General features: G+C 37.4%; 14 protein-coding genes and 1 other RNA gene. 14 read left to right on the top strand and 1 reads right to left on the bottom strand.

The window, feature by feature from the left end:
- Window positions 1-6: 6 nt before the first annotated feature.
- The 14 genes from aspS (at window position 7) to RCJ95_RS01885 (ending at window position 12,347) form a co-directional block, all read left to right on the top strand.
- Window positions 7-1,776, top strand: a complete 1,770-nt coding sequence (aspS, locus tag RCJ95_RS01950) for an aspartate--tRNA ligase (RefSeq protein WP_257520245.1) — start codon at window positions 7-9, stop codon at window positions 1,774-1,776.
- A gap of 139 nt (window positions 1,777-1,915) precedes the next feature.
- Window positions 1,916-2,115, top strand: a non-coding RNA gene (gene ssrS, locus RCJ95_RS01945) — 6S RNA.
- A 544-nt stretch (window positions 2,116-2,659) separates the two neighbouring features.
- The gene (locus RCJ95_RS01940; RefSeq protein WP_221679950.1) at window positions 2,660-3,382 is read left to right on the top strand and encodes a GntR family transcriptional regulator; all 723 of its coding nucleotides are present in this window, start codon (window positions 2,660-2,662) and stop codon (window positions 3,380-3,382) included.
- Between the two features lie 4 nt (window positions 3,383-3,386).
- Window positions 3,387-4,106 carry a sugar isomerase domain-containing protein gene (locus RCJ95_RS01935; protein ID WP_221679952.1) on the top strand — a complete coding sequence of 240 codons (720 nt, stop codon included), beginning with the start codon at window positions 3,387-3,389 and terminating at the stop codon, window positions 4,104-4,106.
- Between the two features lie 17 nt (window positions 4,107-4,123).
- Window positions 4,124-4,402 carry an HPr family phosphocarrier protein gene (locus RCJ95_RS01930; protein WP_221679953.1) on the top strand — a complete coding sequence of 93 codons (279 nt, stop codon included), beginning with the start codon at window positions 4,124-4,126 and terminating at the stop codon, window positions 4,400-4,402.
- Window positions 4,403-4,489: 87 nt separating this feature from the next.
- On the top strand, window positions 4,490-5,665 hold the full coding sequence (locus tag RCJ95_RS01925; protein WP_369353998.1) for a GNAT family N-acetyltransferase: 1,176 nt from the start codon (window positions 4,490-4,492) through the stop codon (window positions 5,663-5,665).
- A gap of 226 nt (window positions 5,666-5,891) precedes the next feature.
- Complete coding sequence (locus RCJ95_RS01920; RefSeq protein ID WP_320939883.1) at window positions 5,892-6,203, top strand: PTS sugar transporter subunit IIB; 312 nt, start codon at window positions 5,892-5,894, stop codon at window positions 6,201-6,203.
- Between the two features lie 18 nt (window positions 6,204-6,221).
- A complete protein-coding gene (locus RCJ95_RS01915; RefSeq protein ID WP_221679959.1) occupies window positions 6,222-6,542 on the top strand; it encodes a PTS lactose/cellobiose transporter subunit IIA in 321 nt (106 codons plus the stop codon).
- 47 nt (window positions 6,543-6,589) lie between these two features.
- Entirely contained in the window at window positions 6,590-7,915 is a 1,326-nt protein-coding gene (locus RCJ95_RS01910) for a PTS sugar transporter subunit IIC (protein WP_446721831.1), read from the top strand.
- A 24-nt stretch (window positions 7,916-7,939) separates the two neighbouring features.
- Window positions 7,940-9,022 carry a DUF871 domain-containing protein gene (locus RCJ95_RS01905; RefSeq protein ID WP_446721830.1) on the top strand — a complete coding sequence of 361 codons (1,083 nt, stop codon included), beginning with the start codon at window positions 7,940-7,942 and terminating at the stop codon, window positions 9,020-9,022.
- A gap of 303 nt (window positions 9,023-9,325) precedes the next feature.
- Window positions 9,326-10,087, top strand: a complete 762-nt coding sequence (locus RCJ95_RS01900) for a tRNA threonylcarbamoyladenosine dehydratase (protein ID WP_048392126.1) — start codon at window positions 9,326-9,328, stop codon at window positions 10,085-10,087.
- Window positions 10,088-10,228: 141 nt separating this feature from the next.
- Window positions 10,229-10,615: a hypothetical protein gene (locus tag RCJ95_RS01895; RefSeq protein WP_257520241.1), complete on the top strand. Its 387-nt coding sequence runs from the start codon at window positions 10,229-10,231 to the stop codon at window positions 10,613-10,615.
- A 209-nt stretch (window positions 10,616-10,824) separates the two neighbouring features.
- The gene (locus RCJ95_RS01890) at window positions 10,825-11,343 is read left to right on the top strand and encodes a hypothetical protein (protein ID WP_221679967.1); all 519 of its coding nucleotides are present in this window, start codon (window positions 10,825-10,827) and stop codon (window positions 11,341-11,343) included.
- 287 nt (window positions 11,344-11,630) lie between these two features.
- A complete protein-coding gene (locus RCJ95_RS01885) occupies window positions 11,631-12,347 on the top strand; it encodes a hypothetical protein (protein WP_221679968.1) in 717 nt (238 codons plus the stop codon).
- Window positions 12,348-12,429: 82 nt separating this feature from the next.
- On the opposite strand, the gene RCJ95_RS01880 is transcribed toward RCJ95_RS01885, so the two are convergent.
- Complete coding sequence (locus RCJ95_RS01880) at window positions 12,430-13,716, bottom strand: replication-associated recombination protein A (protein ID WP_257520239.1); 1,287 nt, start codon at window positions 13,714-13,716, stop codon at window positions 12,430-12,432.
- Between the last annotated feature and the right edge of the window lie 66 nt (window positions 13,717-13,782).

Below are 13,782 nucleotides of genomic sequence, written 5' to 3'. Positions count from 1 at the left end.
TTAACAATGGCTACAAGAACACATGCTAGTAACGAGCTTTCAGAAGCGTTACAAGGCGAAAAAGTCGTATTAAAAGGTTGGGTACAGCGTCGTCGAGACCTTGGTGGTTTAATTTTTATTGATTTGCGTGACCGTACAGGTATTACGCAAGTTGTGTTTAGTCCAGATGTTGCAGAAGCACACGCATTAGCGGATAAAGTGCGTAGTGAGTATGTGATCGAAGTGGAAGGCACAGTCATCCTTCGTACAGAGGATCAAATCAACCCGAATGTACCAAACGGTAAAATTGAAGTGGAAGCAACAAAATTAGTCGTGATTAATACGGCAAAAACAACGCCATTCCAAATCGAAGATCGTACAGATGTATCAGAAGATTTACGTTTAAAATATCGTTATCTAGACTTACGTCGTCCTGTAATGTTCGATACTTTCAAAATGCGTTCTGATGTGACACGTACAATTCGTAACTTCCTACAAAATGAAGGATTCTTAGAAGTTGAAACGCCAATTTTAACAAAATCTACGCCAGAGGGCGCTCGAGACTATTTAGTCCCTTCACGTGTACATGAAGGTGAATTTTATGCATTACCACAATCACCTCAATTATTTAAGCAATTATTAATGGTTGCTGGTTTTGAAAAGTACTTCCAAATTGCGCGTTGCTTCCGTGACGAAGATTTACGTGCTGACCGTCAACCAGAGTTTACACAGGTGGACATTGAAACGAGCTTCTTAACACAAGAAGAAGTATTAGAAATGAACGAGCGCTTAATTCAAGAGGTTATGAAAGAAGTAAAAGGCATCGACATTCCTGCACCTTTCCAGCGCATGAAATACCAAGAAGCAATGGATCGTTATGGTTCAGATAAGCCAGATGTACGTTTTGGATTAGAGCTAGTGGCGTTAAATGATATTTTTGAAGGCTGTAATTTCAAAGTATTTGCTGATACGGTTGCACAAGGAAAACAAGTGAAAAGTATCAATATTAAAGGTGCAGCTGACAAATATTCTCGTAAAGACATGGACGAGTTAACAAAATTCGTTGGGATATACGGAGCAAAAGGTCTTGCCTGGTTAAAGGTAACAGAAGAAGGCTTAAATGGACCAATTGCGAAATTCTTTGATGAGGCATTAGCAGCAGCCTTAATCGAGCGTATGGGAGCAGAAGTTGGCGATATTCTAGTATTTGTAGCAGATAAAGCCGCTGTTGTAGCAGCTTCTTTAGGCGCTCTTCGTACAAAATTAGGACAAGATTTAAATCTGATCGATGAATCACAATTTGCTTTCCTTTGGATTACTGATTGGCCATTATTCGAATACTCTGAGGAAGATGGACGCTACTATGCAGCACACCATCCATTCACACGCCCGTTTGATGAAGATATAGCGTTAATGGACACAGACCCTGCAGCAGTACGTGCACAAGCATATGATATCGTTTTAAACGGCTATGAACTTGGTGGTGGTTCATTACGTATTTACGAACGTGACCTACAAGAGAAAATGTTTGAATTACTTGGCTTCTCAGAGGAAGAAGCACAAGCACAATTTGGCTTCCTATTAGAAGCATTTGAATACGGCGTACCACCACATGCAGGTCTTGCCTTTGGTCTTGATCGCTTCGTTATGCTATTAGCAGGTCGTACTAATTTACGTGATACAATCGCATTCCCTAAAACAGCTAGTGCAAGCTGCTTGATGACAGAAGCACCAAGCGAAGTATCTCCTGAGCAACTAAGTGAACTAAGCCTGGCTATCAAACCATTTAGAAAATAATGTATAATTCAAAATACCTGGATTACCTAGCAAATACTGTTGGGAATCTAGGTATTTTTTGCGTTTTCTTAAGAAATTATAGATTATTAGAGAAAATCGTTTGAATTATCAGAAAAGTGGTGTTATGATAACTGTAATACGAATCCTGATGTGTTTGTCTAACTGCTAACTCTACTTCACAGTTTTGACCGAACATTATAGAATCGGGAGCCTTCATTTTGTAGTCGCAAACATGCCCCTAACAAAGCGGGACGTTTAAAGTTGCAAAGCGGGCACCCACCTGCAAATTGCGGGTTCAAAACGAATGTTTCTTGGCATTACGGCACAATTGGGATTCGTCCTATACATAGGATTGAGAGGAGCTTATCAATAGCTCCTTTTTTTTACATCAACAGGTACATGGTAGCCAAGAACTCGTAGAGTGTTTGGAGCGAATGTTTAGAAAATAGGAAAGATTACTTTTTATTTCTGATGAAGCAGTATATAATTGGTATAGACAACTATACCTTTTTGAGAAGCTATATCCGCATTCTTCCTTTAGGCAGATAATACGAGGCACTTATGGAAATGATTTTTAAAGCGTTTTAATTGTAGCTGATACTAAACACAGTAAAGGAGAAGCCTACTTAAAAGAAGGCAATTTATATCAAAATTATGAGAAGGTGATTAGTCATTTGACAATATAATGGTACAACGATTGAGCTCAGATGCTACAATGATAGTGAGAAAGGCACCACTTCAAGCGACTGTGTCAATATGTCCTTTTCACACTGTCGTTAGTGGATATCATTTAGCTTTGTTTAATTATGCGAAATACAAAAACCGATCTGACGAGGTAAAGTTGTATTGAGAAATCATAAAGGCGATAAGGAAGGTGCAAGAATTGTTAGAGAAAAATTCTCATATACCTATTTATATACAAATAGAAGAGATTATTAAACAACGGATTTATTTAGAAGAATACAGAATTGGTGAGACCATCCCATCAGAACGAGAGCTTTCTGCACAATTCGATGTAAGTAGAATGACTGTTCGTCAATCCATTACCAATCTAGTTAATAGTGGTCTATTATATCGAGAAAAAGGGAGAGGAACGTATGTTGCAAATCCAAAATTAGAGCAACCGTTAAAAGGTTTAACGAGTTTCACGGAAGATATGCGAGCAAGAGGAATGGAACCAAGCAGTAAGGTATTACGATTTGAGAAAATCATACCACCAGTGGATATTGCAAGAGATTTAATGATAGAGTCTGGCGAAGAAGTGTTTTTTGTAGTGCGCATAAGAAATGCAGATGCGCAACCAATGGCAATCGAAAGAACATATATCCCAGTTAAAATTTATCCGGAGTTGGATGAGAAGCAAATAATGGGCTCGCTTTATGCCTTAATCGAAGCAAAGTTCCATCAAAAAATTGGGAATGCGGTACAACAGATGGAGGCAGCCATCGTATCGAAAGAGGATAGTAAGTTTCTACAAATTAATCATACAGCACCAGTTTTAATTATCAAACGTACAAGTTATTTATCAGATGGTAAGCCCTTTGAGCTTGTACGCAGTACGTATCGAGCTGATCGTTATAAATTCATAAGTGAAATTAAAAGGTGATTTTATGCATGCATATTTTTCTGAAATAGAAAAGCTTATCCAGGTTGTGAAGGAACAGGAGGCATCACATATAAGTGATATGGCTCAAATCATTGTCCAACGTCTCCAAAAAGGTGGGATAATTCAATTATTTGGTTGTGGTCATTCACAGCTATTGGCACAAGAGGCATTTTATCGAGCAGGTGGTTTAGTACCCGTCCGTCCTATATTTATTGAACCATTAGCTTTACATGCTGGGGCATTCGCTTCTTCAATCAATGAGAAAGATTCAACTATTATTGAACAGCATAAGGAACAGTTTGACTTTCGTGAAAATGATGTTTGCATCGTCATTTCAACCTCGGGGAGAAATGCAGCACCTATTGACGCCGCTTTATTAGCAAAGGATTCAGGGATATTTGTGCTATCCCTCCAATCGCTCCACTATAAGGAACAGACTACACGTCATCACAGTGGGCTGCGGCTAGAAGAGGTGGTAGATTTTGTGATTAATACCCATATACCGATTGGCGATGGTGTACTAACTATACATGACCTACAGTATGCGCCAGCATCTACTGTTATTGGTTCATTACTATTAAATGCTTTGTTCAGTGAAATCATAGAAACACTAGCAAAGTCCTCAATAGAGTTACCTATTTTTGTCAGCAATAATGTTGATTCGGATGGATCACATAATGAGAAAATGATTGCCAAATATCAACATCGGATTAATTTTACGTGAAAGAGTGGGGTATGTAAATGAAGAAAATGTATAAAATTACATCTACTGAAGGTATTCATGCCAGACCGGCTGCATTACTCGTAACTGCAGTGACACCATTCCAAAGTGATATTAAATTAATATACGAAGAAAGATCCGTTAATTTAAAGTCTATTATGGGCGTAATGTCACTAGGTGTAAAATCAGGAAGTATAGTGGAAATTTCAGCAGATGGGCCAGATGTAGCAACATTATTTCAAACTATTACTGAAGTCATGTTGTCTAAAGCAATAGGAGAAGTATGGCAAGAGGAATAAAAGATTCGTGCAGTGGTTGTGATCACGCCACTGTAAAAGAATCTCGTAATTAATTATCTGAATATTTAGAATTTAAGAGGTGGTTAAATGGACATTCACATCGTCTTGCCTAATGATTATGGGCAGATTCATCGATTGAGAGACTATTGCTTTCCAAATAAGTACTCTGGGGCTCGTCGAGAGGACTTTCATTATTGGATTGAGCAAAGCACAACCTTAGGTGCTTATGATGACAAAAAAATTGTAGGGCAGCTATTAATATTACCGCTAAATATTACAGTGCATGGAGTTTCATTTAAAATGGGAGGCATCGGCTTTGTTGCAACGTATCCTGAGTATCGACAACAGGGTATTATCAAAAGGCTTATGACAGAAGCGCTGCAAAAAATGCGAGACAATGGACAAACGATTTCAGTATTAGCACCATTCTCTGTGTCCTTCTATCGTTATTTTGGTTGGGAATTATTTTTTGAGAAGCTTCATTATACAATTCCTCAAACTATGTTTCCCTCTCTAGGGAAACAAGTGGACGTCATGAAAAGGATGAGCTTTGAGTGGTTAGATCCGGCGCTCTTTCAGATGATTAAGGATTTTCATAATGCACAGGCAATCGTTCAACATGGTGGCATGGCAAGGGATGATGCATGGTGGAAAAGACTTGAAAGAAGGAGCCCAGATAGTCACTTTGCTGTCTATTTTCAAGGCAATAATATAGAAGGCTATATTCGTTATACGATTCGAGATGGGACATTTACTATCCAGGATTTTATTGTAGCAAATCTCTTAGCTGAACAAGCTATGTGGCGTTATATGACATCTCATGCAGCAAGTGTCAGTAGCATAACTGGTGTTACTAGTAATCATTATCCTTTTGGCTTTTATTTCAAGGAACCACAATTCAAAAGGGAAGTCATACAGGATGTGATGATTAGAGTAGTAGATGTTTATGCATTTATGCAGCAGTATCCGTGGAAGGATATTCAAGAAACATTAACTATTCGTATTAAAGATCCATTTTGTCTCTGGAATGAGCACGTGTATCAAATAAATAAAAATGGTCAGGTCTCAATAATTGAGACAAGTTCAGTCTCTGATAAGCATATGCTAACACTACCAATTAATCTTTTTTCTGCGATGATGGTAGGTTATCTTTCTGTCAAAGAAACGGTTGTCTATGCTAATCAACCTACGGTAGAAAAGGTTATTGAACAGTGGCAATGGGCAATCCCTACTGAAAAGCCAGCATTTTATGAGTATTTCTAGGTATTGAATAATAAGAAAATTTAAAAAAATTTTGGCTTTTTTTCTGGACTATACCAGTTGATTATAATCATTAATTTCACGACAAAATTGAGATAGCCCAATTTTGTAAATAACTTGATGTAAATAAAATTAATGTAAAATTTGTATTGTGGTATATACCAATAGGTGCTATTCTCAAAATAAGTAAGCGATTACACAATCGAAGAAAATAAAAGGAGTGTATCGAATGAAAAACATCATGTTAGTGTGTGTAGCAGGTATGAGTACTAGTTTATTAGTGTCGAAGATGCAAAAAGCAGCGCAAGAGCAAAATATTGAAGCAGATATTTACGCCATTGCGGAAGGAGAGGTGGAAAAGATATTAGCGTCAAAGAAGGCTGATGTTCTTTTATTAGGCCCACAGGTTCGTTATTTGAAAGGATCATTTGAAACAAAATATAAGGATAAAGGTTTTCCAATCGATGTGATCAATATGGCGGATTACGGCATGATGAACGGTGAAAATGTCCTGAAACAGGCTCTACAACTAATGGGATGAAAGAAGGGGCAAAGGGGAATGGAAGATACAGAATTAATGGAGTCCATTATGGGACTGATTGTGCATAGTGGAAATACGAAAAGTGAGTGTATGGAAGCTATTCAGCTAGCAAAAAAGGGGCAAATTGAGGCAGCAAAAGAAAAAATCAAATTAGCGAATGAGTCATTAATTGAAGCACATCATTCTCAAACGGGCTTACTGTCTCAAGAAGCAAGGGGAGAAAAGGTAGAGGTTTCAATGTTATTAATTCATGCCCAGGATCATCTAATGAATGCCATTACTTTTCGCGATTTAGCACAGGAAATGATTGAGCTATATGAACGAATCAAAGGGGAGTAACATCAAATTTTGATGTTATAAATAAAAAGCAAAGGGAGTGTATGTGAGTGTTCCATTTTTTAGAAGAAAAGTTTGTACCGGTTGCTGCTAGGGTAGGGAATCAGCGTCATTTAGTTGCCATTCGTGACGGATTTATTACGATTATGCCTTTAACGATTGTGGGAACTTTGGCTGTACTTTTTAACAATTTGCCTATCAAATTTTATCAAAATACACTCGATGCCATTTGGAAACATGAGACATGGACTCAATTCGGCGGTAATATTTGGAGTGCTACATTTAATATCATTTCACTGCTACTTGCCTTTACTGTTGCTTATCATCTTGCTAAAAGTTATCAAAAAGATAGTCTATCTGCTGGAGTAATTAGTCTATCAAGCTACTTAACGTTTGGGACTTTTGGGGAAGGCGGAATAACCGGCTTAACAACAGGCACAGGTGGTATATTTATTGCTCTGATTGTTGCACTACTTTCTACAGAATTGTTTTGTAGATTGTCTGGCAATCCTAAGCTACTAATTAAAATGCCAACGGGTGTACCACCAGCTGTTGCCAAATCATTTGCTGCGTTACTTCCTGCCATTATTACGATTGGAATATTTGCTTTAGTACGTACCATTATTTCAGCAGGTTTTGATATACCAGATATTGTCGGGTCCTTCTACTCTGCGATTCAAGAGCCATTTATGGGTCTAACAAATACATGGCTTGCTGCTTTAATTTTGGCATTTATACCTACATTTTTATGGACACTTGGCGTACATGGAGCAAATATCATCGAACCCTTCATGCAAACGATTAATTTACCAGCTATTAACGAAAATGTTGCAGCAATCTCTGCTGGTAAAGTTGCGCCTTACATTGTCAATAAACCATTCTTTGATGCTTTTATTAATATGGGAGGCTCTGGCACGACAATAGCACTCATTATTGCGATTTTCATATTTGCTAGAAAGAATAAGCAATATAATACAGTTGGGAAATTATCTGCAGCACCTGGAATTTTCAATATTAATGAGCCATTACTTTTTGGGTTACCAATTGTATTAAATCCGGTTTTATTTGTACCGTTCATTTTGACACCAATGATCAACGTAACCATTGCATTCTTTGCAACGAAATGGGGCTGGGTGCCAGCTGCTACCTTTTCACCGCCTTGGACAACACCGCCAATTATTAATGGTTTTTTAGCAACTCAATCTTGGCGTGGTGCTGTTTTGAGTATGGTTTTAATTGTCATCGCTGTTTGTATTTATCTGCCATTTATCTCAATGGCGAACCGTATGGCAAGGCAGAATGAGCAAAAAGCTGCTTTAGCGGCACAGAGTGAGGAATCTGTAGTGGAATCCAGAGGACAAAAAGTGGAAGTATAAGCGTCAATTAACGGAGGGGTTGAAGTGAAAAGATTAGGAATCTCGCTATATCCGCAGCATAGTACGCTAGATGAGATGAAGCGCTATGTTCAGCTGGCTTATGACAATGGCTTTGATCGTATATTCACATGCCTAATGTCACTAAAACAGGGTGAGGAGCGTCAAAAATTACAACAAATCAACGAATTTGCGCAACGCCTCGGCTTTGACATATCCGCTGATATTGCACCAGGTGTTTTTGATGATTTAGGCTTAACCTATAGGGATATTGGCTATTTAAAAGAACATTATTATTTGGCAGCTATACGTTTAGATATGGGATTTTCAGGTCAAGAAGAAGCGTTGATGTCACTTGATGGAAGTCATCTAAAAATAGAATTAAACATTAGTAATGGTACGAAGTATGTAGATAATATTATCTCTTATCAGCCTAATAAAGAGAACATTATCGGCTGTCATAATTTTTATCCAAAACGCTTTACGGGGCTATCTCGTCAGCATTTTTTACAAACGTCACAGCACTTTAAAGCGCACAATGTGAGAACGGCAGCGATGATCTCCTCACAACATGGTCAATATGGACCTTGGGAGCAAACAGAGCACGGGTTACCTACATTAGAGGAGCACCGTCATCTCCCAATCACTGTACAGGCGAAAGATTTATGGCATACGGGGTTAATTGACGATTGTATTATTGGCAATATGTTTGCTTCTGAGGAGGAACTACGTGCATTAGGACAATTAAATCGTAATAAGCTTGAATTAAGGGTTGTCCAGTCTGAAGACACGAGCATTTTAGAGGAGACGATTCTTTATAAAGAGCCTCATTTTAATCGAGGTGATGTGTCTGAATACGTGATTCGGAGCACCCAATCCCGTGTAAAATATAAAAATGGAGATTTTCCTGTGCATGATATACGGCCATTAAAAAGAGGAGATGTCACGATTGATAATAATTTAGATGTTCGTTATAAGGGAGAGCTACAGATTGTGCTAAAGGACATTCCGAATACGGGATCGAGTAATGTCGTAGCTAGCATTGTAGAGGAAGAACTATTTTTATTAACATGCATTCAACCATGGGCATCATTTGGTTTTACAAAGTAAAGAAGAGTGAGAAAGAGATTGAGTCATCAATCTCTTTTTCTTTATGTGGTCGAGCATAATGTTATATAAGATTTACCTGATTAATGAACTAATTTTTAAAGCGCTATTTTACCATATATAGAACTAAAAGGGATGAAATCTTTTTATGGATTATTATCTCAAAGGATTTAAGTAGACAATTTTGATTTTTTCTTTATATTTTTATCTTGAACAATAACATGATAAAATGTAAGATAGGTTTTGATTTTATCTTAGTATATAACTAGGTTTACTAATAAAATTTCATAGATGGAGAGTGTCAGGATGTTACATCAATTTTCACGTAACGAGCTCGCAATAGGAACAGAGGGTCTCGAGAAATTAAAAAATACAACGGTTGCCATTCTTGGTGTGGGCGGTGTCGGTTCATTTGCTGCTGAGGCTTGTGCACGAAGCGGAATCGGCCGTATTATTCTAGTCGATAAGGACAATGTAGATATCACAAATGTCAACAGACAACTTGTGGCATACCTATCAACAGTTGGTCAATCAAAATCAGCTGTCATGAAAGAGCGTATTGCAGATATTAACCCAGCATGTGAAGTGATTGACATGCACATGTTTTATACGGAAGAAACCTATGAAGAATTTTTTGCACAAGGCATTGATTATGTGATCGATGCAAGTGATACAGTGATGTATAAAATTCATATAATGAAGGAATGTTTAAAGCGTAATATTCCTATTATTTCAAGCATGGGTGCAGCAAATAAAATGGACCCTACTCGCTTCCAAATTGCAGATATTTCAAAAACACATACAGACCCATTGGCTAAAATCATTCGTACTAAGCTACGTAAAGAAGGAATTCATAAGGGTGTTACGGTTGTATTTTCAGATGAAAGTCCAATTGTCGTACGTCCAGATGTTGTCGAACATGTAGGAAAGCCTGATGCAGCAATTCGTAAAGCAAAGATGCCACCTTCATCTAACGCTTTTGTACCGTCTGTAGCAGGTTTAATTGCAGCAAGCTGGGTAGTCAATACCATCCTAAAAGATGTGAAAATTACGCGCGTACAAGGTTAATACCAAATACGATGCTTTGGTAATAGTCAAAAAACAGCATAAATGTTCATTTTCGTAGAAGTAGCTGCCTTAATTGTATTTAGAGGTAGCTATTTTTTCTGTGTTACAATTAGACCGTTGTAAAAAAGGAGGCGTATACAAATGGAAAAAATTTATCAAATGGAGTATAGAGGTTTAAATCTTTTCGACGAGATTAGCACAGTAGAGTTAGCTATAGATGAAGAAAACCAAACTATACATATTTTTGATGTTGGACAGGTTGTCAGCCCCATTTTTAATTTTGATGTATCAGCCTACGAATTGTCAGATGGTTTTTATAAAATGGCTGATGTTCTGAGACATAAAAAAATCTTAACGAATCAACAAGCAGGTAGTGATTTAACATTAAGTGAATGGTTAATTATGAACAATGCTTATTTTTATATACCTCAAAAGCGCATTAAAAAATATGTGCATGGAAGTATTATTGAAATTATTGATCGAGCAAACGAACAATGCTTATTTGATGATTATGTACAAAGGGTATAATTTTACCAAAATAGTTCCTCTTATGTACATAAAATGCTATTAATTCACGAAATTGTCTTATTTTTTTCATGTCCACACTACTTCAGATGGTTTATTGCTATAATTTGAATCATCCATTAGATAATCGATCTGTTTGTTTGGGATGCTTGGTGCTACTCAGTGAATAGCCAGGAAGCTAAACAGCAAATGACATATGGGAGAGTGGGAAAATGGAAATTCAAGTAATTCGTGATCATTTAGATATTGTGAAACTTCAAGAGAAAATGAATGCCATTGTATTTGACTATTTGGATACATCCAACAACTATCCGAAAGCCATGAGAGAATTGAATCCTTTATATATACAAGTCACTACCTATTATAAGGAATATATTAATCAGCGGGCAGGGGAATTACCGAAAGCAAATACGTATTGGCATTTATTTATCGATTGTTGTGCAAAATTATGCTACTTTTTAGCTGCATCGACCTATTATTCTTCGAATGCTTTGCAAGAAACACCTGAAAAAGTAGAGCATTTATTAACAATAGCAGCCTATTCCTTACCAAGTATTGAGCAGGAAGAGAATGAGCAATTATTAGAAGATATCATGGCTCTTTTAACTGAAGTGCTAGAGGATGAAGAAAAAGCAACAAACATACGCAACGAAGTGCTGTCACAAAAAGGTGAAGTGAAGCAATGTCTTCAACAGTTTAAATTATTTGTGGATCAAGAACTTCCGGCATAGACCTTAGACAATAATAGACTATCTATTTTCTGAAAATAGCCTATACGTCAAGAATCTACGTAACTAATAGGAATTAAATCAGTTTTTCTACAATGTTCGATGTGGAAAGAGAGTGATTTACTTGCCTTTTTTAGTAGCGTGGATTCTTTTTTATTGTGGAGAAAGTAAAAAGGCATATTATCTTGAAAGGTATTTATGTTTTTTTGTCGAATTATAGTTAGAAAATTGGTAATATATGTGCTCACTCTGCTTAACGCTGTAAGAACTTATTGGAAGGGGGCTAAGCAATGATTGTAAATGGAATAGAAATAGATTTGGCGAATTTGGAAAAGCCGCTTTTATTAGTTAGTGAGGAAGATGAACTTTTATTTCTACAGCTTATCCGACCGACAATTGAACAGGAGCTTATTCAATGTCAATTAGCGCTCTCAACAAGGAAATCTATTTCATTGGTCAAAGATATTTGGTTGGCTATGTATAGAGACCGAGAAAAGCTGTACATTAATAGCGGTCATGCCATGCTTTATCCAATACGTTTAATTCTTTTTGAACTAGTCACACAAGCAGAATATTTCCAGCGCTTAGCAAAAAAATCACGAGGCGATGAATGTCTTTCTCTTATCTATGCAGTCATTCTTTTGCAATTTGTCTTGAAATGGTTAAAAGATCGATTTAGTGGAAATAAAGAGGTATATAGCGCATTAAAACGGTTATACAGAGTGTCGGATGATGCATTAAGTAAGGAGCCTTCCTGTGAAACAAGAGAACAAAAAATTGCACAAGCAATTGCTGTAAAAGCAATTCGCTTTGAGGTAAGAGAAAACAATCAAGAGTTCGCGAGCTTATTGTATCAGTCGTATAATTTGATTGTTTTTTTGCATAGTAAGGCAAATGAAGGAGATGTGAAAGAATCCATTTTGCCATTACTTCGACATTTAGCTGAACCATTAAATTTGTTTTACCAAGAACGATATACGACAAATAACCCGAGCTTTACAGGATGATTGCTAGAGCAGCCTATCCTGTTGGTATATAAAAAGCAAAGTCATTGCAATTACTTAAGATAGTGACTTTGCTTTTGTTTTATTATTTCTTATCTTGAAATGATTTTAGTTTGTCGTAGATGCCAGCCATGCGCTTTTCCTCACCAGCAATAACAGGTTTGTAGAATTCAGTTCCTACAAGTTCGTCTGGCAAATATTGCTGGTCTACCCAACCACCAAAAGTACCAATCGGTGTGTTATGAGGATATTGATAGCCGACGTGTCCTAAATCTTTTGCACCCTCGTAATGACCATCTCGCAAATGATGAGGGATATCACCTGTTTTGCCTTCATGAATAGCCTTAATAGCAGCATCAATTGCCACAATGGCTGAGTTGGACTTTGAGGCAAGGCACATTTCAATGACAGCACTGGCAAGTGGGATACGTGCCTCTGGTAGCCCTAGTCGCTCTGCTGCTTGAATAGCAGCTAATATATGAGGTCCGACGTCGGGATTAGCTAGACCAATATCTTCATAGGCCATAACAAGTAGGCGTCTGCTGACAGCCACTAAATCGCCTGTTTCCAATAAATGTGCTAGATAATACAGAGCAGCATTAGTATCACTACCACGCACAGACTTTTGCAGGGCTGATAGTAAATTATAAAAATGTGATCCTTTTTTATCGCCATACACCCCAATTCGACTAATGAGATGTTCAATAACATGGTCGGCAGCAACCGTTTGTCCATCCACCTCGTCACTGGCATAGTAAATAGATTCTAGCAAAGTTAATGCCTTTCGTGCATCTCCGTTTGCTGCGGCTGCAATTTGTTCAATTTGTGATGGTGTTAAGGCAAAATGATACTTACCTAATCCCCGTCTTTCATCAGCAAGTGCTTTTTCAACTAGTTCGATTAAATTTTCCTTCGTTAAGCGTTTTAGCTGGTAAATTTCTCCACAACGTGAACGAATCGCTGGATTAACATCATGATAGGGATTTTCTGTCGTGGCACCAATTAATACAATTGATCCATTTTCTACATGTGGTAACAGCGTATCCTGCTGTAATTTATTGAAACGGTGAATTTCATCTAAGAAAAGTATTACTTTCCCTGAAATTCTGGCTTCTTGTACAATATCTTCCACATCTTTTTTGCCAGCTCGTGTGGCATTAAGTGCGAAGAAAGGGAGCTTGGAACTTCCTGCAATGGCATTGGCAATGGATGTTTTACCGATTCCAGGTTCTCCATATAGCAACATGGAAGGGACATGTTCATTTTGAATCATTTTATAAAGGGCTGTGTTGGGACCAATGAAATCCTGATGACCAACAATTTCATCAAGGGTTAAAGGTCGCATTCGAAAAGCGAGTGGTTCATTGTGCAAAATAACTTCCCCTTTCTGTCATTGTCATTTTTTGCTTCATACATTTTTTTACGCTAAAATAAAGTA

Source organism: Lysinibacillus sp. BSL11, assembly GCF_052928325.1.
This window is presented reverse-complemented; position numbering and strand designations above follow the sequence as displayed.

Bases quoted from the DNA above. Each gene is read 5' to 3' on its own strand.
- aspS (WP_257520245.1), top strand. From the start codon at position 7: ATGGCTACAAGAACACATGCTAGTAACGAGCTTTCAGAAGCGTTACAA.
- RCJ95_RS01935 (WP_221679952.1), top strand. From the start codon at position 3,387: ATGCATGCATATTTTTCTGAAATAGAAAAGCTTATCCAGGTTGTGAAG.
- RCJ95_RS01930 (WP_221679953.1), top strand. From the start codon at position 4,124: ATGAAGAAAATGTATAAAATTACATCTACTGAAGGTATTCATGCCAGA.
- RCJ95_RS01925 (WP_369353998.1), top strand. From the start codon at position 4,490: ATGGACATTCACATCGTCTTGCCTAATGATTATGGGCAGATTCATCGA.
- RCJ95_RS01920 (WP_320939883.1), top strand. From the start codon at position 5,892: ATGAAAAACATCATGTTAGTGTGTGTAGCAGGTATGAGTACTAGTTTA.
- RCJ95_RS01915 (WP_221679959.1), top strand. From the start codon at position 6,222: ATGGAAGATACAGAATTAATGGAGTCCATTATGGGACTGATTGTGCAT.
- RCJ95_RS01900 (WP_048392126.1), top strand. From the start codon at position 9,326: ATGTTACATCAATTTTCACGTAACGAGCTCGCAATAGGAACAGAGGGT.
- RCJ95_RS01895 (WP_257520241.1), top strand. From the start codon at position 10,229: ATGGAAAAAATTTATCAAATGGAGTATAGAGGTTTAAATCTTTTCGAC.
- RCJ95_RS01890 (WP_221679967.1), top strand. From the start codon at position 10,825: ATGGAAATTCAAGTAATTCGTGATCATTTAGATATTGTGAAACTTCAA.
- RCJ95_RS01885 (WP_221679968.1), top strand. From the start codon at position 11,631: ATGATTGTAAATGGAATAGAAATAGATTTGGCGAATTTGGAAAAGCCG.